Below are 21,696 nucleotides of genomic sequence, written 5' to 3'. Positions count from 1 at the left end.
GCGTTTCAAGGCTGTGGCGCCACTGCGGATTGCGATCCTTGTCGATCAGCTGCGCCCGCACGCCTTCCAGGAAATCGCTTTCCGGCTGCGACCGCCAGGTAAAGCGATATTCCAGCTCCAGCGCCTGGCGGATGGTGGCCTCCTCAAGGCGCAGGCGGGCCAGCATCTCCAGCGTGCAGGCCATCGACAGCGGCGAATTGCGGTGGACCGCCTTGCTCGCGCTGGTGGCGATCTCCCCCTCCGCCGCGTCGAGCGTGGCGACGATCTCGGCCAATGTCCGGTCGGCGAACAGCCGGTCGATCTCGGCCCGATGCTGGGCGAGCGCGCCTTGCGGCGCCTCGGCCGCATGGGCCGCCACACGTGCAGCATCGCCCGAGGCCTCCAGCTCCTGGATCAGATCGCCCCAGGCGTCGCGCGGGATATAGTGATCGGCAAAGCCTGCCAGGATGGCATCGCCCGGACCCATTCGCGCCGCGGTCAGCCCAAGGTATTCGCCGATCCGCCCCGGTGCGCGGGACAACAGATAAGTGCCGCCGACGTCGGGGATCAGACCGATCCCGGCCTCGGGCATGGCGATCTGGCTGGTCTCGCAAACCACCCGGTGGCTGCCATGGCAGCCGATGCCAACGCCGCCGCCCATGGTAAAGCCCTGCATCAGGCTGACCACCGGCTTGGGGTAATCGGCGATATAGGCGTTCAGCCGATATTCGTCGCGCCAGAAGTCGCGGGCATAGCTGTAATCGCCGGTGATGCCGGTGCGATAGAGCTCGGCCACATCGCCGCCGGCGCAAAAGGCCTTGTCACCAACCGCGTCGATGATGACCAGCGCCACCGCGTCGTCCTCGGCCCATTGCCGCATCGCGGCCTCGATCGCCAGGCACATGTCATAGCTCAGCGCGTTCAGCGCCTGCGGCCGGGTGAAGGTGACGCGGCCGGCGCGGCCGGTGACGCGGATGTCGATATCGTCGGTCATGGTCGGGCCTTTCAGCGGTTGGCCAGCAGGTGGCGCGCCACGATCACGCGCATGATCTCGTTGGTGCCTTCGAGGATCTGATGCACCCGCAGGTCGCGGACAAGCTTCTCGATCCCGTAATCGGCCAGATAGCCATAGCCACCATGCAGCTGCAGACACTGGTCCACCACCTTCGATCCGGCCTCGGTGACGAATTTCTTCGCCATGGCGCAGAACTTGGTGGCGTCCGGCGCGCCCTGGTCCAGTTTCCACGCCGCCTGGCGCAGGAAGGTGCGGGCCGCCTGCAGCTCGATCTCCATATCCGCCAGCCGGAACTGCAGCGCCTGGAACTGGTCGATCGACTGGCCGAAGGCCTTGCGTTCGGACATATATTGCAGCGTCTGGGTCAGCGCGGTCTGCGCCGCACCGAGCGAGCAGGCCGAGATATTCAGCCGGCCGCCATCGAGCCCGGCCATGGCGTATTTGAAGCCGTCGCCCTCGATGCCGATCAGGTTCTCCGCCGCCACCTGGCAATCGTCGAACTGCACCTGCGCGGTGGGCTGGGCACGCCAGCCCATCTTGTCCTCGAGCCCGCCGAAACTCAGCCCGGCGGCGCCGTCCTCGACATAAAGCGCGGAAACCCCCTTGGGCCCGTCGCCGCCGGTGCGCACCATGCAGACATAGGCATCGGAATAGCTGCCGCCGGAGATGAAGGCCTTGGTGCCGTTCAGCACATAGCCGGCATTGGTCTTCTCCGCCCGGGTCTTCAGCGCGGCGGCATCCGATCCCGATCCCGGTTCGGTCAGGCAATAGGACAGCACCGTCTTCATGCTGACCGCATCGGCCAGCACGCGCGCCTTCAGGTCGTCGCTGCCGAAACTGTCGATCATCTTGGCGCACATGTTGTGGATCGACAGGAAGGCCGCGACCGAGGGGCAGGCCATCGACAGCGCCTCGAACACCAGGGTCGCGTCCAGCCGGCTGAGCCCGGCGCCGCCCGAGGCCTCCGAGACATAGAGCCCGCCAAAGCCCAGTTCGCCCACTTCCGGCCAGAGGTCTTTCGGAATGGTGCCCGCGGCTTCCCAGGTTCGGGCATGGGGGGCGATCCGATCCTGCCCGAAGTCGCGGGCCATGTCGAAAATCGCGCTCTGTTCCTCGCTCAGTGCAAAATCCACCCTACGCCTCCCCTCGGTCGTGTGAATTGAACGGTCGTTTCATTCCTAGCCTTTGCAGGATCGCAGCTTCAAGTCCCATTGCCGCAAATCGGCTTTGCGCAAATGCCGCTGTCGGGCGACAGGGCGAAGGCCCGCGACCAAAATTCTTCCAAAGAATTCTGCCAAGAAAATTCTGAATTTTCTTGGCGTCTTTCGCCAGTGTCGCGCATCCTGTTCGAACTCTGCCGCCATGGGTCCGCCCGGCTCCAGTGAACTCCCTCGGCGCCGCGCTGCCAAGCGAAAAGCTGCGGGGGCAGCCGATCGGCGGTTGCGCCCCCGGGGCGGGCAGGGCTATGCAGAACTCCGCAATTCGCTCGCAACCAGATGGAGCTGCCGCGCATGGCCAAGCCGTCCCCTCCCGACTTGATGACGCTGATCGACGGTCTCGACCCGACCCGGCGGCGGCGGCTGGCGCGTGTCCTGGGCGAGCAGGAGGACGAGCAGGCGCGGCTTCGCGCCTTCGAGGCGCGGGGCGGGCTCGATGGCCCCGCCTATGCGCTGTCGCCGGGGATGGAGGGGTTTGATCTCTCTCCCTTGGTCGAGGCCTATCACACCCACCAGGCCGCGCTTGCCGATCTGATGGCGCCCGAGGGAACCACAACCGGTTATCGCGCCGGCAACGGCTATTTCGACCGCCCGGATGCCGAGGCGCTCTATCTGATGATCCGCCGCTTCGCCCCCCGCCGGGTGGTCGAGGTCGGCTGCGGCAATTCCACCCGTATCACCCGGCAGGCGGTCCTGGACGGCGGGTTCCAGACCGAGCTGACGGCGATCGACCCCTGGCCGCGGGCCGATATCGCCGGGGTGATCGACCGCTTCGAACAGGCCCCGGTCGAGGCCGCCGATCCGGCGATCTTCGCGGCGCTGGAGGCGGGGGATGTGCTTTTCATCGACTCGAGCCATCTGGTGCGGGTCAGCAACGATGTGGCGCATCTGTTCTGCCGGATCCTGCCCGCGCTGGCGCCCGGCGTGGTGATCCACGTCCACGACGTCTTCCTGCCCTATGAATACCCCAAGCGGTTCTTCTACGACTGCCCCGGCTGGGGTGAGCAATACCTGCTGCACGCGCTGTTGCAGGGCGGCGGCTATGACATCCTCTGGCCCGGCCATTACCTGCAACGCGCGCGGCCCGGCGCGGTGGCGGCGCTGCCGTTCCTGGCCGAGGGGCGGGCGCAGAGCTTCTGGATGCGCAAGCGCTAGGGGAGTGTCCCCCGCCTTTTTCTAGCTGCAAATATCCCCGCCGGAGGCACGCGCCGCAGGCGCGTCGATGGCCTTGCCACAACGGAAACGGGCGGCCCGATGGACCGCCCTGATTGCCTGTATCTCTGCCTGTCTTCCGGTCTTGGGCCGGATTAGAGCAGCCGCACCTGGGTGCCGATCTGCACCATCGGATAGAGCTGTTCCACATGCTGGTTGTAGAGCCCGATGCAGCCCGAGGAGCTTTGACGGCCGATCTTGCGGGTGTCATGGGTGCCGTGGACCAGATAGGCCGGCCAGCTCAGATACATGGCGCGGGTGCCCAGCGGGTTGCCGACGCCGCCATCCATCCTGAGCGGCAGCGAGGGGTCGCGCTCGCGCATCGAGGGGGTCGGCGTCCAGGTCGGATTTTCAGCCTTGCGCACGACTTCGGTATAGCCGCGGCGCGTCAGCTCTTCGCTCATCGGCACGGAAGAGGGGTAAAGCCGATAGGTCTGCCCATCGCCGCCCCAGTAGTGGACGCAGCGGCTGCCGATATCGGCCAGCAGGCAACCCACCCCGAGCCTGTCGAAGTGATCTTCCCAATGCTGTTCGCGGAAGGCGGAGATATTGCGGCGCACCGGGAACTGATCGCGGATCGGTTCCTCGCTCTGCGGGAAGGCGTCGCTCGACTGGGCGCGCAGCAGGGCCGGCGTCGCCAGGGTCACGGCAGCGCCAAGAAGCGCGCTGCGGCGGGTAATGCGTGTACTGGACATGTGCTCGTACCTCATAAAATCACGGGGTGGCTCAGATGTATTCAATTTCCCCGATACAGGCCAGAGGTGACCGACGGCTTTCGGTGCCATCTCACGGCTTTGTTAGGGATCGTGTGGGGGGATTGGCGCAGGTTTCGGCAGGCCGGGGCCGGATCGGCCGGGCAGATCACTCCTCGCGCGCGTGCTGGAGCAGTTCGGCGAAACTGCGTTCGCGTTGGCCCAGCAACTCCAGCGATTGCGCCTCATCCTCCTGGATCAGCGCCACGACTGAGTCGAAAGGCTCCCACGAGCGCAATGCAAGCGCCGCCAGATCGCGCCCCAGCGGCGTCGGCGCGTAATAGACCATCAGCGTCTGCACGCCGCCGGCGGCGAAGACATCGACCTTCTGCGCCTGAACCTGCATGAGCTTGGTGAAATCCTGTTCGAAGCCGGTGACGGCCGAGAGATCGACAAGCTGTTTCTGCCCCGGCCGTGCCAGCGGGTCGGCGGCATAGTCGGCGAAGACCCTCAATGTGTCATCGAGCCGGGTGAAGCCTTCGTAGCGGACATAGACCAGGCCGCGGTCCGGAAGGATGCGGTAGGTGACGGACATGAAAACAACCTGCGGAAAGAAGAGGGCCGACCTCGCGGCCGGCCCATTCAAAAATCATGATTTGACCATTCGGTCAATGCCGGGGCAATCAGTCCATCGCCTTGAAGTGGAACTCGCCACCTTCTTTCAGGCCCGAGGGCCAGCGCGAGGTGACCGTCTTGGTGCGGGTGTAGAACTTGAAGGCATCCGGCCCGTGCTGGTTCAGGTCGCCGAAGGCCGATTTCTTCCAGCCGCCGAAGGTGTGATAGGCCAGCGGCACCGGGATCGGAACGTTGATGCCGATCATGCCGATGTTGATCCGGTGGGCGAAGTCACGGGCGGTGTCGCCGTCGCGGGTGAAGATCGCGGTGCCGTTGCCCATCTCGTGGTCCATGGCGAGGCTCAGCGCCTCTTCATAGGTCTGGGCGCGGACGGTCGACAGGACGGGTCCGAAGATCTCCTGCTTGTAGATGTCCATGTCGGGCGTCACCTTGTCGAACAGGTGCGGACCGACAAAGAAGCCTTCTTCATAGCCCTGCAGGGTGAAGTCGCGACCATCGATCACCAGTTCCGCGCCCTGTTCGACACCGGAGTTCACCAGGCCGAGGATCTTCTCCTTGGCGGCGGCGGTGACGACGGGGCCGTAATCGACATCATTGCCGGCGGTATAGGGGCCGACCTTCAGCTTCTCGATTCGCGGGATCAGCTTGGCGATCAGCCGGTCGGCGGTCTCTTCACCCACCGGCACGGCAACCGAGATCGCCATACAGCGTTCGCCGGCGGCACCATAGCCGGCCCCGACCAGCGCGTCGGCGGCCTGATCCATGTCGGCATCGGGCATGATGATCATGTGGTTCTTGGCGCCGCCAAAGCATTGCACCCGCTTGCCGTTCGAACAGCCGCGGCCATAGATGTATTCGGCGATCGGGGTCGAGCCGACGAAGCCCACCGATTGGATCACGGGATGATCGAGGATGGCGTCGACCGCCTCCTTGTCGCCGTTGACCACCTGCAGCACACCCTTGGGCAGACCTGCCTCTTCCAGCAGTTCGGCCAGCATCAGCGGCACCGAGGGGGCGCGCTCGGAGGGCTTCAGGATGAAGGCGTTGCCGCAGGCCAGCGCCGGGGCGAACATCCACATCGGGATCATGGCGGGGAAGTTGAACGGCGTGATGCCGGCCGAGACGCCCAGCGGCTGACGCATCGAATACATGTCGATGCCGGGGCCGGCGCCATCGGTGAATTCACCCTTCAGCATCTGCGGCGCGCCGATGCAATATTCGACGACTTCCAGACCACGCTGCACGTCGCCCTTGGCATCCGGGATGGTCTTGCCGTGTTCGCGCGACAGCGCCTCGGCCAGCTTGTCCATGTCGCGGTTCAGCAGGTCGACGAATTTCATCAGCACGCGGGCGCGGCGCTGCGGGTTGGTCGCGGCCCAGCCGATCTGCGCATCGGCGGCGACGCTGACGGCCAGCGCCAGTTCCTCGGCGCTGGCGAGCGGCAGCTTCGCCTGCACTTCGCCGGTGGCGGGGTTGAAGACATCGGCGAACCGGCCGGACTGGCCTTTGACGTGAACGCCGTTGATGTAATGTGTGAGTTCCTGCATGGGATCTCTCCTCCAAGTCAGACTGGGCGCAGGATAGGCTTGCAAAAATCCCTTGAACAGGGGCAAGACGCCAAAAAGGCTTTGCAAAAACGCAAGGGGTGGGGCGGCGAATGGAACCACATTGGGACGATATGAAGGTTTTTCTCGCCGTCGCGCGGGAACAGAGCCTGTCGGGCGCGGGGCGGGTGCTGAAGCTCGATCCGGCCACTGTGGGTCGCCGGGTGGGCCGGTTGGAGCAGGCATTGGGCGCGGCGCTCTTCGTCAAGTCGCCACAGGGCTATACGCTGACCGCCGCGGGGGAGCGGCTCCTCGCCCATGGCGAGGCGGTGGAGGCGGCGATGCGCTCGGCCGCCGAGGCGCTGGAGGGGCCGGCGGATCGGCTCACCGGCCAGGTCCGCATCGGCGCCCCGGACGGCTGCGCCAATTACATCCTGCCGCAGGTCTGTGCCCGGATCGGCGCGGCGCATCCCGATCTCGACATCCAGATCGTGGCGCTGCCCCGGGTGGTGAACCTGTCGCGGCGCGAGGCCGATATGGCGATCACCGTCAGCGCCCCCACCGCCGGGCAGTTGCTGGTGCAGAAGATCACCGATTATCGGCTGATCCTGGTGGGCTCCGAGACCTGGCTGCGGGATCATCCCGCGCCGCATGACGTCGCCGATCTGCAGGGCGCCCGGATGATCGGCTATGTCCCCGAGATGATCTTCGACGAGGAACTGGATTACCTTTCGGATCTCGGCATCACCCGGGTGCCGCTGGCCTCGAATTCGGTCCCGGTGCAGGCGCGGCTCGCCGAACTGGGGGCGGGGCTGAGCATCGTGCATGAATTCTGTCTGCCGTTTCACCCCGGGTTGCGCCGGGTGCTGGCGGATCAGGTCAGCCTGGAACGGGCCTTCTATCTGGTGCGCTATCAGGGGGCCGAGCGCAGCGCCCGGCTGACCCGCTTTGCCGGGCTGCTTTGCGACGGGGTTCGGGCCGAGGTCGCCCGGCTGGAGCGGCGCGGCTGAACGGGCAGGGTGCAGGGGCAGGGGCAGGGCGGCGGCCACAGGTCAGGAAAGCTGTCATTATTCCCCGGCTTGACAGAATGTCGCACCTCGGCGACGCTTTCCTCATGACATTGTCTTGCGAGAGGAGGCGCCGGAAATGCTCGTCCAAACCATCCTGAAGAACAAGGACTCCGCGGATGTGGTGACCATCCGCTCCGACGCCAGCGTGGCAGAGGCCGCCAAGTTGTTGGCGGAAAACCACATCGGTGGCATCGTGGTGTCGGATGACGGCACCCATGTGCAGGGCATCCTGTCGGAACGCGACATCGTGCGGGAACTGGCCCAGGTCGGCAGCGGCTGTCTGCAAAGCCCGGTCGGCAGCTATATGACCCGCAAGATCGTCACCTGCACCAACCAGTGCAGCGTCGAGGAGGTGATGCAGCGCATGACCGACGGGCGGTTCCGCCACATGCCGGTGGTCGAAGACGGCACCCTGGTGGGCATCGTCACCATCGGCGACCTGGTCAAGGCGCAGCTCAGCGAGCTGGCGATGGAGAAAAATGCCCTTGAAGGGATGATCATGGGGCATTGACCCCGGTAATTCTGTTTCCGGTAGGGCCGAGCGCCCTTGCAAATTGTTGCGTCGTCGTGTTGCTTGCGCTCAGGGAGCAAACAGGCAGGAGGATGCCATGCGCGTCGCGCTCTATCCGGGAACATTTGATCCGATCACCCTGGGGCATATCGATATTATCAGCCGCGCCGCGGTAATGGTCGACAAGCTGGTGATCGGTGTCGCGATCAACCGGGACAAGGGGCCGCTTTTCCCTTTGGAAGAGCGGGTGGAGATGGTCGAATACGAATGCATCGCCCTGTCGGAAAAAACCGGCACGCAGATCGTCGTGCATCCGTTCGAGAACCTGCTGATCGACTGCGCCCATGATGTCGGGGCGCAACTGATCGTGCGCGGGCTGCGCGCGGTGGCGGACTTCGAATATGAATTCCAGATGGTCGGCATGAACCGCGCGCTCGACGCCAGTGTCGAGACGGTCTTCCTGATGGCCGATGCGCGGCGGCAGGCGATCGCCTCGAAGCTGGTGAAGGAAATTGCCCGGCTTGATGGCGATGTGTCGAAATTCGTCACCCCCCGGGTGAACGAGGCGCTGCAACGCCGGCTGGGCAAGCGCTGATCCGATCTCTGCGGGTCCCGGCTGTGGGGGCCGTCCAAGCCGGGATGACCCGGACTTCGTCAAGCGGCCCCTGGTGGGCCGCTTTTCTCATTCCCGCGGCTCAATGCCAGAAGGCCATCCATTCCAGCAAAGCGTAGAATTCCTTGCCCAGAAAGATCAGATGGGTGGTGCCGAAGAAATGGATATCCACGATCAGCGCCGCGGTGATGATCAGACCGAGAATGAGGGCGAGCCTGTCCGTCATGGCGACCTGCATCTAATGAAACACCCGGTCAGGTATGCCTGACCGGGTGCTTTCGTACAAGGGTGCCCGTGGGGCGAGGGCTTAGCCCAGCTTGCCCATGGCGACGGCGACATCGGCCATCCGCACCGAGAAGCCCCATTCGTTGTCGTACCAGCTCAGCACGCGGACCATGCGGCCACCGACCACGCGGGTCTGATCCGGCGCGAAGATCGAGCTTTCCGGGCTGTGGTTGAAGTCGGTCGAGACCAGCGGCGCCGGCTCATAGCCCAGGATGCCCTTCAGCGCGCCCTTCGAGGCCTCCTCCATGATCGCGTTGATCTCTTCGGCGGTGACGTCGCGACCGGCCAGGAAGGTCAGGTCGACAGCGGACACGTTCGGCACCGGCACCCGCAGGGACGAGCCGTCGAGCTTGCCCTTGAGGTTCGGCAGCACCTCGCCCAGGGCCTTGGCGGCGCCGGTGGTGGTGGGGATGATCGACATCGCCGCGGCGCGGGCGCGATAGAGATCCTTGTGGCGGCGGTCCAGCGTCGGCTGGTCGCCGGTATAGGCGTGGATCGTCGTCATGATGCCGCTCTCGATACCGACGGTCTCGTCCAGCACCTTGGCCAGCGGCGCCAGGCAGTTGGTGGTGCAGGAGCCGTTCGATACCATCACGTCGGCGGCGGTCAGATCGCCGTCATTGACGCCGAAGACGATGGTCTTGTCGACGTTCTTGCCCGGAGCCGAGAGCAGCACCTTCTTGGCGCCACGCTCAAGATGGGTCTTGGCCTTTTCGCCGTCATTGAACTTGCCGGTGCATTCCAGCACGACATCGCAGCCGTCCCAGTCCAGGTCGTTCATGTCATAGGTGGAATACATCTGCATCGGGCCGCGGCCCAGATCCATGGTGCCATCGCCCAGGGTGACCTCGCCGGGGAAACGGCCGTGCACGCTGTCATATTTGATCAGATGCGCTGCCGTTTCCAGCGGGCCGGTGGCGTTCACCTTGATCACTTCGATGTCGTCGCGGCCCGAGGCTGCGATATGCGACAGAGTGCACCGGCCAATGCGGCCAAACCCGTTGATCCCGACTTTGATGGTCATGATAAGCTCCACTGAAAATTCTCGACGGTGCTATAGCTGGCGGGGGCCTTGCCCAAAAGGGGGAATATGTCGAAAGTCGAGACTGTTAGCGCAAAACCGGCCAGGTTCCGCCACGGTGGCGCTAACGCTTGCGGCGCAATGGCATTAAGTTAGGCTCTCCGAACAACAGGCAGGAACGGGAAAACGGGATGAGCGGGCTTCTGGCTTTGCTGGATGATGTGGCGGGGCTGGCCAAGGTGGCGGCGGCCTCGGTCGACGATGTGGCGGGCTATGCCTCCAAGGCCGGCGCCAAGGCGGCCGGGGCGGTGATCGACGACGCCGCGGTCACGCCGAAATATGTCCATGGCTTCGAGGCCAGCCGCGAGCTACCGATCATCTGGCGGATCACCAAGGGATCGCTCAGGAACAAGCTGGTGTTCCTGCTGCCGGTGGCGCTTGTGCTCTCCAGTTTCGCGCCGGGGGCGATCGCGCCGCTGTTGATGCTGGGGGGCGGATACCTCTGCTTCGAAGGGGCCGAGAAAATCCTGCACGTGCTCTTCCCCCATAGCGCCGAGGCCGAGGCGGAACTGCCCGCCGATCCCGCCCATCTGGAGGAGCAGAAGGCGACCGGCGCGATCAAGACCGACTTCATCCTCTCGGCCGAGATCATGACCATCGCCCTGTCGGAAATTCCCCAGGCCGGGGTCGCGATGGAGGCGGCGGCGCTGGCGATCGTCGCCGTCGGGATCACCGTCTTGGTCTATGGCGCGGTGGCGTTGATCGTGAAGGCCGACGACATCGGCTTGCATCTGGCGCGGGTCGGGCGGCTGGGCGTCACCCGGGCCGTCGGGCGCGGGCTGGTGCGGGGAATGCCGCGGTTCATGCGGTTGCTCAGCACGGTGGGGACGGCGGCGATGCTCTGGGTCGGCGGCTCGATCATCGTCCACGGGCTGGGCCAGCTCGGCTGGCACCTGCCGGAGGAGCTGATCCACCACGCCGCGGGCGCTGCGGGGGCGATGGTGCCCGAAGGCGCGGCGGCGGCGGTGGAGTGGATCGTGACAGCGGCAATCGACGGCGTGCTGGCGCTGCTGCTCGGCCTGCTGTTGGTGCCGGTGGCGACCAAGGCGATCGCGCCGCTGTGGCGGGCGGTGTCGGGCCGGAAGGCGGCCGGTCACTGACCCCTGGAGGCGGGCGGCCGCCTCAGATCGCTCCGAATGGACCCCACGCAAAACGAAACGCCCCGCGAAACCGCGGGGCGTTTGTTGTTTCCGGCTCGAATTCCGCGCTCAGCGGTTTTCGATATCCACGTAGTCGCGTTCGGTGTGACCCAGATAGAGCTGACGCGGACGGCCGATTTTCATTTGCGGATCGGCCAGCTGCTCTTTCCACTGCGAGATCCAGCCCACGGTCCGCGACAGCGCGAAGATCGGGGTGAACATCGAGGTCGGGAAGCCCATCGCCTCGAGGATGATGCCCGAATAGAAGTCCACGTTCGGGAACAGCTTCTTCTCGGCGAAATACGGATCCTCCAGCGCCTGCTTTTCCAGCTCCTTGGCGACTTGCAGGGTCGGGTTGTCCTCGATCCCCAGCAGATCCAGCACTTCGTCGGCGGATTGCTTCATCACCTTGGCGCGCGGGTCGAAGTTCTTATAGACCCGGTGGCCGAAGCCCATCAGACGGAACGGATCGTTCTTGTCCTTGGCGCGGGCGATGTACTCGGGAATGCGGTCGACGGTGCCGATTTCCTTCAGCATCTCCAGGCAGGCCTGGTTGGCGCCACCATGGGCGGGGCCCCAGAGGCAGGCGATGCCGGCGGCGATGCAGGCGAAGGGGTTGGCACCCGAGGACGAGGCCAGACGCACGGTCGAGGTCGAGGCGTTCTGTTCGTGATCCGCATGCAGGGTGAAGATCCGGTCCATGGCACGGGCCAGGATCGGGTCAACGTGATAGGGCTCGGCCGGCACGGAGAAGCACATGTGCAGGAAGTTCGCCGCATAGTCGAGATCGTTGCGCGGATAGACGAACGGCTGGCCGATCGAATACTTGTAGGCCCAGGCCGCGATGGTCGGCATCTTGGCGATCAGGCGGTGCGAGGCGATCTCGCGCTGCTTGGGATCCGAGATGTCGGTCGAGTCGTGATAGAAGGCCGACATGGCGCCGACCACACCCACCATGGTCGCCATCGGATGGGCGTCACGGCGGAAGCCACGGAAGAAATACTGCATTTGTTCGTGCAGCATGGTGTGGCGGGTGATCGTGGTCTCGAACTTCTCCAGCTCGGCCGCCGTCGGCAGTTCCCCGTAGAGCAGCAGGAAGCACACTTCGAGATAGTGCGATTTGCTGGCCAGTTGGTCGATCGGATAGCCACGGTGCAGCAGCTCGCCCTTGTCACCGTCGATGAAGGTGATGGTGCTGTCGCAGCTTGCGGTCGAGGTATAGCCGGGATCGTAGGTGAAGACGCCCGCCTGGCCGTAAAGCTTGCGGATGTCCAGCACATCAGGGCCCACCGTCGGTGACAGGACCGGCAATTCGTAGGATTTGCCATCCAGGGTCAGCGTGGCGGTTTTCTTCTCTTCAGTCATTGAAGTCCCTTCCTGTTAATGGCACGGGACACGAAAAGCCTTGGCCCGCGCAGGCGTCCCGGCGCCATGGCGCAGAGACGGTCTTCGTCTTCATAAGGCGCGTCGCCCGGTTACTCCGACCCGACGCGTCCGGCAGCGTCCTCGAGACGGGCGATCGTTTCCTCTCGGCCCAGTACGAGCATCATATCGAACACCGAAGGGGTGACCGCACGACCCGCCAGCGCCGCCCTGAGCGGACCTGCCAGCTTGCCGAATTTCGTTCCCTTTTCTTCGGCGAAAGCGCCCAGAGTCGCCTCCAGATCGTTTCGCGTCCAGCTAGCACTTTGCAGATGCGGCGTCAATTCTGACAGTATACCATTGGATACCGTTTCCAGCGCTTTCAGCGCCTTCTCATCCGGCTCAACTGGCCGTTTCGTAAGGATAAAATGCGCCTTTTCCATCAGCTCGGGGAAAGTGTGCGCCCGGTCCTTCAGGCAAAACATCGCATTTTCCAACCCGTCGCCCTGGTCTTTCGTCAGGGCGGGAAGGCCGGCCGCAGCCAGATAAGCCTCGATTTCGTGCCGCAGGGCGGCGTCATCGCTAACAGCGATGTGCTGGCCGCAGAGATTCTCCAGCTTCTTCATGTCAAAGCGCGCCGGGCTCTTGCCGATACCATCGAGGTCGAACCAGGCCTTTGCCTGGTCGTCGGTAAAGAATTCGTCATCGCCATGTGACCAGCCGAGACGGGCCAGATAGTTGCGCATGCCGGCGGCCGGAAAGCCCATGGCCTGATATTCCTGCGCCCCCAGGGCGCCGTGCCGTTTCGACAGTTTCTTGCCGTCCGGCCCGTGGATCAGCGGGATATGCGCCCAGACCGGCACGTCCCAGCCCATGGCATCATAGACCATCTGCTGACGTGCCGCGTTGTTCAGGTGGTCGTCGCCGCGGATCACATGGGTGATCCCCATGTCGTGATCGTCGACCACCACCGCCAGCATATAGACCGGCGTGCCGTCCGAGCGCAGCAGCACCATGTCGTCGAGCTGGTCGTTGCGAATCGTCACATCGCCCTGCACCCGGTCGTGGATCACCGTGGCGCCATCCTGCGGCGCCTTGATGCGGATGACATAGGGCGCATCGGGGTGGGTCGCGGGATCGGCATCGCGCCAGGGGCTGCGGAACAGGGTGCTCTTGCCCTCGGCCCGGGCCGCCTCGCGGAAGGCGGCGATCTCCTCCTGAGTGGAGAAGCACTTATAGGCCTTGCCCTCGGCCAGAAGCTGCAGCGCCACCTCGGCGTGACGGGGGGCGCATTCGAACTGGCTGATCGGTTCGCCGTCCCAGTCGAGGCCGAGCCAGGTCAGCCCCTGCAGGATCGCCGCGGTGGCCTCGGGGGTGGAGCGTTCCCGGTCGGTGTCCTCGATCCGGAGCAGGAACTTGCCGCCGCGCCCGCGGGCGTAGAGCCAGTTGAAGAGCGCCGTGCGCGCGCCGCCGATATGCAGAAAGCCGGTGGGCGAGGGGGCGAAGCGGGTGACGACCTGATCGGAGGACATGCAGGGTTTACCTTTCGGTAACTTTAAAAGGAGTAGCGTTTCGTGGCCTGTCTAGCGGCAGGCAGAGCGGGGGGCAAGCATGGGCGTTCTGAGCTTGTGTCATGCCCGGCTTGAGGCTGCGTTGGAAAATCAGCGCGGGGCCTTGTTCCCCTGGGCGCCGGTGGCGCTGGGGCTGGGCATCGGGGTCTATTTCCTTTGGCGGACAGAGCCGGGCTGGGCGGTCTGGCTGATCGCTTCGGGGATCGGCGCCACCGGGGCGCTCTGGGCCGTGGCGCGGCCGGGTGGCCTGTCGGTGTTGGGCTGGGCGGTGGCGCTGATCGCGCTGGGGCTGGGGTTGGCCGGGCTGCGCGCCCATCTGGTCGCCGCGCCGGTGCTGGGGTTTCGCTATTACGGCGCGGTCGAGGGGCGGGTGATCGCGCTTGATCGCTCGGCCTCGGACGCGCTCAGGCTGACGCTCGACAGGGTGCGGCTGGCGGATGTGGCGCCGGGGCGCACCCCGGCCCGGGTCCGCGTCGCCCTGCATGGCGCGGCGGCGGAAAGCCTGCCGCGCCCGGGGCAGCGGATCATGACCACCGCCCATCTCGCCCCGCCGGAGGGGCCGGCGGAACCCGGCGGCTTTGATTTCCAGCGCCACGCCTGGTTCCAGCGGCTGGGGGCGGTCGGCTATACCCGCGCGCCGCTGCTGATCGCGGCGCCGGCAGAGGGCGCGCGGCTCGCCGCCTTCCGGATGGCGGTGGCGGATCGGGTGCGGGCGGCGCTGCCGGGCGATATCGGCGGTTTCGCCGCCGCCGTCACCACCGGCGATCGCAGCGGGGTGAGCCTGGCGACGCTGCAGGCGCTGCGCGACAGCAATCTGGCGCATCTTCTGGCGATCTCGGGGCTGCATATGGGGTTGTTGAGTGGCTTTGTCTTTGCCGCGCTGCGGCTGGGGCTGGCGCTGATCCCGGCCTTGGCGCTGCGGTTGCCGGTGCGGCGGATCGCGGCGGCGGGCGCGCTGGTCGCCGCGGCGGCCTATCTGGCGCTCTCGGGGGGCGGGGTGGCAACCGAGCGCGCCTTCGTGATGACCGCCGTGGTGCTGGGGGCGCTGATGGTTGACCGCCGGGCGCTGTCGCTGCGGGCGCTGGCGCTGGCGGCGCTGATCCTGCTGAGCCTGCGCCCCGAAAGCCTGCTGAGCCCGGGGTTCCAGATGTCCTTTGCCGCCACCACGGCGCTGATCGCGGTCTTCGGCGCCCTGCGCGACCGGCGGCTCGGCCTCGGGCCGCGCTGGCTGGCGCCGGTCACCGGGGTGATGCTGTCGTCCTTCGTGGCGGGGCTTGCGACCGCTCCGGTCGGGGCCGCGCATTTCAACGCGCTGTCGCATTACGGGCTGGCCGCCAATCTGCTGGCGGTGCCGGTGATGGGGCTGGTGGTGATCCCGGCGGCGGTGCTCGCGGCCGGCCTGGCGCCCTTCGGTCTGGCCGATTGGGGGCTCTGGGGGATGGGGCTGGGGCTCAGGTGGATCCTGGCGGTGGCCCAGGGCACCGCCGAGCTGCCCGGCGCCACCGGCCATCTGCTGGCGCCCGGGCCCTGGGTGCTGCCCCTTTTCGCCGCCGGCGCCCTTCTGCTCTGCCTCTGGCGGGGGCGCGGGCGGTTCATCGGGGTGGTGCCAATGCTGCTGGCCTTCGGCCTCTGGGCGGAGACGGAGCGGCCGATGGTGCTGATCTCGGCCGATGGCGGGCTGGTGGGGGTGATGACGTCCGAAGGCCGGGCGCTGAGCAAACCGCGCGGCGCGGGGTTCGTCGCCGGCATTTGGCTGGAGAATGATGGCGACGGTGCCGATCAGCCGACGGCGGCGGCGCGCTGGCCCGGAGCGGCGGGCCGGCTGCCGGTCTTCGAGGCGTCAGGCCTGCGCATTCTCCACGTCACCGGCAAGCGCGCGGCGGCAGAGCTGATCGCCTGCGAAAAGGGAGAGATCGTGGTCTCGGCGGTGCCGCTGACGCTCAAGGGCGGGTGCCTGCTGTTCGATCCGGCCCGCCTGCGCCAGACCGGTGCGGTGGCGCTGGGACGGCAGGGGATGCGCACCACCCGCGATCCGGCGCGCGCACGGCTTTGGTCCGGACCGCGGCGGGATCAATAGCTGCGGATCAGCCCGACCAGACGGCCCTGCACCTTGACGCGATCTTCCGGCAGCAGGCGGGTTTCATACTCCGGGTTGGCGGCCTCCAGGGCGATGGAGCGGCCCTTGCGGAAGAAGCGTTTCAGCGTTGCCTCGTGATCGTCGACCAGCGCCACCACGATATCGCCGTTCTGGGCATCCTCCGCCTCGCGGATGATGACCACGTCGCCATCGTTGATCCCGGCCTCGATCATCGAGTCGCCCTTGACCTCCAGCGCGTAATGCTCGCCCTTCGAGGACAGCATCGCGCTTGGCACCGCGACATGGCTGGTGACCTCGTTGATCGCCTCGATCGGCACGCCGGCGGCGATCCGGCCCATCATCGGCAGTTCGATCGCATAGTGCTCCACCTTGTCCGCGTTGGCGGCACGGGGCATCTCTTCGCGCTCACCGGGAATGACGCGGGGGGTGAAACCGGCGCTCAGCGCCGCCTCGCCACCCAGGCTGTCCGGCAGCTTGACGATCTCGATGGCGCGGGCGCGATGGGCGAGGCGGCGGATAAAGCCGCGTTCTTCAAGCGCCGTGATCAGCCGATGGATGCCGGATTTCGACCTGAGAGCCAGCGCAACCTTCATTTCGTCGAAACTGGGCGGAACCCCGTCGCGCTGCACGTGCATGTGGATGAAATTCAGCAAATCCAATTGCTTCCGGGTTAGCATCCGCGCCACCTCCCAAACCTGCGTTTCGTTTTGTTCTACGCATGTTCTCGTTTTGTGTCAACACGCAGGGTCAACGTCGGGGCGCAAGTCATTCAGATCGGCAGATACTCCACCACCTCGCCGGCGGCGCGGGCGGGATCGTTGCAGGGCCGGCGCAGCAGGGCGTTCGACCCTGCCAGAATGGTCAGGAACGAACTGTCCTGATCGTCGGCGGCGCCGATCCAGCCCTGATCGTTCACCTCGGCCCGCATGTAGTGTTCGCGCGGGCCGTTGGCCGGCAGGTCGGTGGCCAGTTCGGCACGTTTCAGCACCGGCGCCTGCGCCCCAAGCCCCAGCATGGACCGGATCATCGGCACCACGAAGACATGGCCGCAAACTATTGCAGACACGGGATTTCCTGGCAGACCCACCATGGCTGCGCCGTTCAGCCGGCCGGCCATCAGCGGCTTGCCCGGACGCATCTTGACCTTGTAGAAGGCGCGTTCCATCCCCAGCGTCTCGGCCACCCGGCCGACCAGATCGTGATCGCCGACCGAGGCGCCGCCGATGGTGACGATCAGATCGGCCCCCTCGGCCAACCCGAAGGCCATGGTCAGCGCGCCGATGCTGTCGGGCGCGATCGGCAGCAGGCGCACTTGGGCCCCGGCTTCCTCGAACAGCGCCTTCAGCGCGAAGGCGTTCGAGGCGATGATCTGATCCGGGCCGGGGGTGTCGCCGGGCATCACCAGCTCGTCCCCGGTGGAGATCAGCGCCACCACCGGCTTGCGATGGACCGGCACCCGGTCGATGTTCATCGCCGCCAGCAGCGCCAGATCGTTGGGGCGCAGCAGACGCGGCGCCGGCACCGTCAACCCGGCCCGGAAATCACCGCCCAGGGGGCGCACGTTGTCATGGCTGCCAGGTTCGTTGACGACGGTGATCAGATCGCCGGTCCGGTTGACATCCTCTTGAATGACAACGAAATCCGCGCCCTCCGGCATCGGCGATCCGGTAAAGATGCGCACCGCCTGTCCGGCGCCCAGGGCCCCGTCGAACCGCCGCCCGGCGGCGGCCTCGCCGATCACCTTGAACATGGCGTGCTGCTGCACCTCGGCGGTCTTGACCGCATAGCCGTCCATCGAGGAGGCCGCGAAGGGCGGTTGATCGCGTCCTGCGGTGACCGGGTGTGCGAGCACCCGGCCGCAGGCCTCGATCAGCGGAACCTGTTCCACCGGCATCGTTCCGGCCAGATCGAACAGTGTCGCGCGGGCCTCGTCTACGGTGATCATTTCGCCTCGTACCGCCCTGATTTTCCACCATCTTTGAGCATCACGCGGATGCCGCCGATCTGCATGGTCTTGTCCACTGCCTTGACCATGTCATAGACGGTGAGCGCGGCGGTGCTGACGGCGGTCAGCGCCTCCATTTCCACCCCGGTGCGGCCGGTGGTCTTCACCACCGCCTCGATCCTGAGGCCCGGCAGTGCCGGATCGGCGGTCAGCCCCACCGCCACCTTGGTGACGGGCAGCGGGTGGCAGAGCGGGATCAGGTCAGAGGTTTTCTTTGCCCCCATGATCCCGGCGATCTGCGCCACGCCGATGACGTCGCCCTTTTTGGCATGTCCTTCTACAATGATTTCAAGTGTTTGCGGGGACATCTTGATGTAGCCTTCGGCAACGGCCACCCGCGCGGTTTCGGCCTTGTCCGAAACATCGACCATATGGGCATTGCCCGAGGCGTCGAAATGGGTCAGCCCGCTCACATCATCCCTCCCGGCGCGGTCAGCGGATTGGCCAGCAGGCGGCGGGTGGCGTCGGCGACGTCCTCCTGCCGCATCAGGCTTTCGCCGATCAGGAAACAGCGGGCGCCATAGCGCGCCATCTCGGCCAGATCCTCGGGCGTGTTCAGCCCGCTTTCCGACACGATGGTTCGGTTCGCCGGCACCAGTTTCGACAACCTGCGCGAGGTGTCGAGCGTGGTCTCGAAGGTATGCAGGTTGCGGTTGTTGATGCCGATCAGCGGGCTTTTCAGCAGGGTGGCGCGCTCCAGCTCGGCCTCGTCATGCACTTCGATCAGCACACTCATGCCCCAGTCGAAAGCGGTCTGCTCCAGCTCCTGCGCCAGCGAATCCGAGACCGAGGCCATGATGATCAGGATGCAATCGGCGCCAAGTGCGCGCGCCTCGACCACCTGATAGGGGTCATAGAGGAAATCCTTGCGCAGCGCCGGCAGGTCGCAGGCGGCGCGGGCCTGGGCCAGGAACTCCTTGGCGCCCTGGAAGCTCGGCGTATCCGTCAGCACCGAGAGGCAGGTGGCGCCGCCCGCCTGATAGGCCTGGGCCAGCGCCGGCGGATCGAAATCCGGGCGGATCAGCCCCTTTGACGGGCTCGCCTTCTTGATCTCGGCGATCAGCCCATAGCCGGTGCGGCTGGCCTGCTGCAACGCCGCGGCAAAGGGGCGGACGGCGCTGGCGGCATGGGCTTCGGATTCGACCTCGGCCAGCGGTTTGGCGGCCTTGTCGGCGGCCACTTCCTCCAGCTTATAGGCCTTGATGCGGTCAAGAACGGTTTCGGTCATGATCCCTCCTGGTTAGCCCAGTTTATGGCGGTCTCGCCGCGTCCCTGCAACCATGCATTGACCTGAGAAAACGGGCGCGACCCGAAGAATCCGCGATAGGCCGACAATGGTGAGGGGTGCGGCGTCTCGATGCGCAGGTGGCCGGGGTTGGTCATCCGCGCGCCGAGCTTCTGCGCCGGTTTGCCCCAGAGCAGCAGCGCCCGGGGCCGGTGGTCAAGCCGGGCCAGGATCTGATGGATCAGCGGCGTCCAGCCGATCGCCTTGTGACCATGGGCGCGACCCTGCGGCACGCTGAGCGCGGTGTTCAGCAGCAAGACCCCCTGATCGGCCCAATCCCGCAGGTCGCTGACCTCGCGCTTTTCACCAAGATCAGCCTCCAACTCCTTGAAAATATTTCCAAGACTGTCGAGCGGTCCGCCGAAATCCGCCGGGATCGAAAACGCCAGCCCATCCGCCTTGCCCGGCGTGTGATAGGGATCCTGACCCAGGATCAGCACCTTGACCGCCTCGGGCGGCGTGCGTTCGAGCGCGGCAAAGATGCGGTTCGCCGGCGGAAACACCGGGTCGGTCTCGGCATCCAGCCGCGCTGCCACGGCGGGCAGGTCGTCGTGGAAAAACGGCAGATCGGCCCAGTCGCCCAGGCGATTGAGTTCCAGCCTCATTCGGCCTCTTGGGTGATGCGGGCCAGTTGATCGACCTTGCGCCTGGCGGCGCCGCTGTCGATGCTCTCGCGTGCCGCCATCACCCCCGCGCGCAGATCGGGCGCGGCGCCGGCGATCACCAGGGCGGCGGCAGAGTTCAGCAGCACCGCGTCGCGATAGGCAGACTGCTCGCCCGCCAGCAACGCGGCGAAGGCCTGGGCGTTCTCTTTCGGGGTACCGCCGACGATCGCCTCAAAGGGGTGGACCGGCAGGCCGGCATCCTCGGGGTGAAGTTCCACCTCGCGGATCGAGCCGTCTTCCTCAAGCGCGGCAACCCAGCTCACCCCGGTGATGGTCAGCTCGTCGGTGCCGTCCGAGCCGTGCACCAGCCAGGCGTGTTCCGACCCGAGCCGCCCCAGGGTTTCCGCCATCGGCCGGATCAGGGCGCGGGAAAACGTGCCGGTCAGCTGCCGCTTGACGCCGGCCGGGTTGGTCAGCGGCCCGAGGATGTTGAAGATCGTGCGGGTGCCCAGTTCGGTCCGGGCCGGGCCGACATGGGCCATCGCCGGATGATGCATCGGCGCCATCATGAAACCGATGCCAGCCTCGGCCAGGGCACGTTCGACGATCGCAGGGCCCACCATCGTCTTGATGCCCATCTCGCTCATCGCGTCGGCAGAGCCGGATTTCGACGACAGGTTGCGGTTGCCGTGCTTGGCCACCGGCACCCCGGCACCGGCCACCACGAAGGCGGTGGCGGTCGAGATGTTCAGCGTGCCCTTGCCGTCGCCGCCGGTGCCGACGATGTCGATGGCGCCCTTCGGCGCCTTGACCATATGGCATTTGGCGCGCATCGCGGTGGCGGCGGCGGTATATTCGTCAACCGTCTCGCCGCGGGTGCGCAGGGTCATCAACAGGCCGCCGATCTGGGCCGGCGTCGCCTCTCCTTCGAACAGGATGGTAAAGGCGGTGGTGGCCTCTTCCGTGGTCAGCGGCCGCTCGGCCGCTGCGCCGATCAGGGGTTTCAGGGCATCGCTCATGCGGGCACCTTCATGTCGTTCAGGAAATTCTTCAGCAGCGCATGGCCGTGTTCCGAGGCGATCGACTCGGGGTGGAACTGCACCCCGTGGATCGGCAGTTCACGGTGCTGCAGCCCCATGATGGTGCCGTCTTCCAGCCAGGCGGTGATCTCGAGACAGTCGGGCAGGCTGGCACGCTCGACCACCAGCGAATGATAGCGCGTCGCCTGGAAGGGCGAGGGCAGGCCGGCGAAGACGCCCTTGCCGCTGTGATGGATGCTGCCCATCTTGCCATGCACGATCTCGCCCGCACGCACCACCTTGCCGCCGAAGGCCTGGCCGATGGTCTGGTGGCCCAGGCAAACGCCCAGCAGCGGGATGCGGTGTTCGGCGGCGGCCCTGGTCAGGGCCAGGCAGATGCCGGCGCGATCCGGGTCGCAGGGGCCGGGCGACAGCAGGATCCCCGCGGGCTTCAGCGCCAGCGCCTCGTCGACGCTCAGCGCGTCATTGCGGCGAATGGCCATCTCGGCTCCGAGATCGCCCAGATATTGCACGAGGTTGTAGGTGAAGGAATCGTAGTTGTCGATCAGCAGCAGCATGGCGACCCGTGCAGATTGGGGGCTGGTGGCAAAGTCGTCGCCAGCATAATAATGGTAATTGGGACATACATGCTCAGGGATGGCAGGCAGCGTCAAGGGCCAGGGGCGGGACAAATCGACCGCTGCCGTGGCAACTTGCGGGTTGGAAATCGGGCAAACGGGCCGTAACCGGAAGGTTA

At 66.0% G+C, this 21,696-nt stretch carries 21 protein-coding genes and 1 pseudogene; 6 read left to right on the top strand and 16 right to left on the bottom strand.

Going from position 1 to position 21,696, the window contains the following annotated elements:
• Positions 1 to 7 precede the first annotated feature (7 nt).
• Together ACN0V4_RS12390 and ACN0V4_RS12385 are read right to left on the bottom strand one after the other, a co-directional pair.
• Positions 8 to 973, bottom strand: a pseudogene (locus tag ACN0V4_RS12390) (enoyl-CoA hydratase/isomerase family protein); the annotation flags it as partial.
• A gap of 11 nt (positions 974 to 984) precedes the next feature.
• The gene (locus ACN0V4_RS12385; RefSeq protein ID WP_417676501.1) at positions 985 to 2,127 is read right to left on the bottom strand and encodes an acyl-CoA dehydrogenase family protein; all 1,143 of its coding nucleotides are present in this window, start codon (positions 2,125 to 2,127) and stop codon (positions 985 to 987) included.
• Positions 2,128 to 2,505: 378 nt separating this feature from the next.
• Here ACN0V4_RS12385 and ACN0V4_RS12380 point away from each other — a divergent pair, with 378 nt between their 5' ends.
• A complete protein-coding gene (locus tag ACN0V4_RS12380; protein ID WP_417676499.1) occupies positions 2,506 to 3,366 on the top strand; it encodes a class I SAM-dependent methyltransferase in 861 nt (286 codons plus the stop codon).
• A 152-nt stretch (positions 3,367 to 3,518) separates the two neighbouring features.
• Here ACN0V4_RS12380 and ACN0V4_RS12375 read toward each other — a convergent pair whose 3' ends face one another.
• The 3 genes from ACN0V4_RS12375 to ACN0V4_RS12365 all read right to left on the bottom strand — a co-directional run bounded on the left by ACN0V4_RS12375 (position 3,519) and on the right by ACN0V4_RS12365 (position 6,298).
• A complete protein-coding gene (locus ACN0V4_RS12375; RefSeq protein WP_417676497.1) occupies positions 3,519 to 4,118 on the bottom strand; it encodes a L,D-transpeptidase in 600 nt (199 codons plus the stop codon).
• A 166-nt stretch (positions 4,119 to 4,284) separates the two neighbouring features.
• Positions 4,285 to 4,710 carry a hypothetical protein gene (locus ACN0V4_RS12370; RefSeq protein ID WP_417676495.1) on the bottom strand — a complete coding sequence of 142 codons (426 nt, stop codon included), beginning with the start codon at positions 4,708 to 4,710 and terminating at the stop codon, positions 4,285 to 4,287.
• Between the two features lie 88 nt (positions 4,711 to 4,798).
• Positions 4,799 to 6,298 (bottom strand): CoA-acylating methylmalonate-semialdehyde dehydrogenase, encoded by a 1,500-nt coding sequence (locus ACN0V4_RS12365; RefSeq protein WP_417676493.1) that lies wholly within the window; start codon positions 6,296 to 6,298, stop codon positions 4,799 to 4,801.
• Between the two features lie 110 nt (positions 6,299 to 6,408).
• On the opposite strand from ACN0V4_RS12365, the gene ACN0V4_RS12360 reads away from it, so the two are divergent.
• The 3 genes from ACN0V4_RS12360 to coaD all read left to right on the top strand — a co-directional run bounded on the left by ACN0V4_RS12360 (position 6,409) and on the right by coaD (position 8,471).
• Positions 6,409 to 7,305, top strand: coding sequence for a LysR family transcriptional regulator (locus ACN0V4_RS12360; protein WP_417676491.1), 897 nt, complete (start codon positions 6,409 to 6,411; stop codon positions 7,303 to 7,305).
• Positions 7,306 to 7,441: 136 nt separating this feature from the next.
• A complete protein-coding gene (locus tag ACN0V4_RS12355; RefSeq protein WP_417676489.1) occupies positions 7,442 to 7,876 on the top strand; it encodes a CBS domain-containing protein in 435 nt (144 codons plus the stop codon).
• 97 nt (positions 7,877 to 7,973) lie between these two features.
• A complete protein-coding gene (coaD, locus tag ACN0V4_RS12350; RefSeq protein ID WP_417676487.1) occupies positions 7,974 to 8,471 on the top strand; it encodes a pantetheine-phosphate adenylyltransferase in 498 nt (165 codons plus the stop codon).
• A gap of 100 nt (positions 8,472 to 8,571) precedes the next feature.
• Here the strand turns inward: coaD and ACN0V4_RS12345 are convergent, their stop codons facing one another.
• Complete coding sequence (locus tag ACN0V4_RS12345; protein ID WP_417676485.1) at positions 8,572 to 8,715, bottom strand: hypothetical protein; 144 nt, start codon at positions 8,713 to 8,715, stop codon at positions 8,572 to 8,574.
• An 81-nt stretch (positions 8,716 to 8,796) separates the two neighbouring features.
• Positions 8,797 to 9,798, bottom strand: coding sequence for a type I glyceraldehyde-3-phosphate dehydrogenase (gene gap, locus ACN0V4_RS12340; RefSeq protein ID WP_417676483.1), 1,002 nt, complete (start codon positions 9,796 to 9,798; stop codon positions 8,797 to 8,799).
• 188 nt (positions 9,799 to 9,986) lie between these two features.
• Here gap and ACN0V4_RS12335 point away from each other — a divergent pair, with 188 nt between their 5' ends.
• Positions 9,987 to 10,955: a DUF808 domain-containing protein gene (locus ACN0V4_RS12335; RefSeq protein ID WP_417676481.1), complete on the top strand. Its 969-nt coding sequence runs from the start codon at positions 9,987 to 9,989 to the stop codon at positions 10,953 to 10,955.
• A gap of 108 nt (positions 10,956 to 11,063) precedes the next feature.
• Here the strand turns inward: ACN0V4_RS12335 and gltA are convergent, their stop codons facing one another.
• Both gltA and gltX read right to left on the bottom strand, forming a co-directional pair.
• A complete protein-coding gene (gltA, locus tag ACN0V4_RS12330; protein WP_417676479.1) occupies positions 11,064 to 12,359 on the bottom strand; it encodes a citrate synthase in 1,296 nt (431 codons plus the stop codon).
• 110 nt (positions 12,360 to 12,469) lie between these two features.
• Positions 12,470 to 13,888 (bottom strand): glutamate--tRNA ligase, encoded by a 1,419-nt coding sequence (gltX, locus tag ACN0V4_RS12325; protein ID WP_417676477.1) that lies wholly within the window; start codon positions 13,886 to 13,888, stop codon positions 12,470 to 12,472.
• 79 nt (positions 13,889 to 13,967) lie between these two features.
• Between gltX and ACN0V4_RS12320 the strand changes: the two genes are divergently transcribed.
• Complete coding sequence (locus tag ACN0V4_RS12320; protein WP_417676476.1) at positions 13,968 to 16,004, top strand: ComEC/Rec2 family competence protein; 2,037 nt, start codon at positions 13,968 to 13,970, stop codon at positions 16,002 to 16,004.
• On the opposite strand, the gene lexA is transcribed toward ACN0V4_RS12320, so the two are convergent.
• From lexA to ACN0V4_RS12285, 7 genes are all read right to left on the bottom strand, one after another.
• On the bottom strand, positions 15,998 to 16,702 hold the full coding sequence (gene lexA, locus ACN0V4_RS12315) for a transcriptional repressor LexA (protein ID WP_417676474.1): 705 nt from the start codon (positions 16,700 to 16,702) through the stop codon (positions 15,998 to 16,000). The two genes, ACN0V4_RS12320 and lexA, sit on opposite strands and share 7 nt — an antisense overlap.
• A gap of 92 nt (positions 16,703 to 16,794) precedes the next feature.
• Complete coding sequence (glp, locus tag ACN0V4_RS12310; RefSeq protein WP_417676472.1) at positions 16,795 to 17,970, bottom strand: gephyrin-like molybdotransferase Glp; 1,176 nt, start codon at positions 17,968 to 17,970, stop codon at positions 16,795 to 16,797.
• Positions 17,967 to 18,443, bottom strand: coding sequence for a cyclic pyranopterin monophosphate synthase MoaC (gene moaC, locus ACN0V4_RS12305; protein ID WP_417676470.1), 477 nt, complete (start codon positions 18,441 to 18,443; stop codon positions 17,967 to 17,969). The genes glp and moaC overlap by 4 nt, the downstream gene beginning before the upstream one ends.
• On the bottom strand, positions 18,440 to 19,258 hold the full coding sequence (gene trpC / locus ACN0V4_RS12300; RefSeq protein ID WP_417676468.1) for an indole-3-glycerol phosphate synthase TrpC: 819 nt from the start codon (positions 19,256 to 19,258) through the stop codon (positions 18,440 to 18,442). Before trpC ends, moaC begins: the two co-directional genes overlap by 4 nt.
• Complete coding sequence (locus ACN0V4_RS12295) at positions 19,255 to 19,920, bottom strand: uracil-DNA glycosylase (protein WP_417676466.1); 666 nt, start codon at positions 19,918 to 19,920, stop codon at positions 19,255 to 19,257. The genes trpC and ACN0V4_RS12295 overlap by 4 nt, the downstream gene beginning before the upstream one ends.
• The gene (trpD, locus tag ACN0V4_RS12290; protein WP_417676464.1) at positions 19,917 to 20,939 is read right to left on the bottom strand and encodes an anthranilate phosphoribosyltransferase; all 1,023 of its coding nucleotides are present in this window, start codon (positions 20,937 to 20,939) and stop codon (positions 19,917 to 19,919) included. The genes ACN0V4_RS12295 and trpD overlap by 4 nt, the downstream gene beginning before the upstream one ends.
• Positions 20,936 to 21,517: an anthranilate synthase component II gene (locus ACN0V4_RS12285; RefSeq protein WP_417676462.1), complete on the bottom strand. Its 582-nt coding sequence runs from the start codon at positions 21,515 to 21,517 to the stop codon at positions 20,936 to 20,938. Before ACN0V4_RS12285 ends, trpD begins: the two co-directional genes overlap by 4 nt.
• Positions 21,518 to 21,696: the final 179 nt, after the last annotated feature.

It is taken from the genome of Pseudodonghicola sp. (assembly GCF_048268305.1).
Taxonomy (GTDB): Bacteria; Pseudomonadota; Alphaproteobacteria; order Rhodobacterales; family Rhodobacteraceae; genus Pseudodonghicola.
This window is presented reverse-complemented; position numbering and strand designations above follow the sequence as displayed.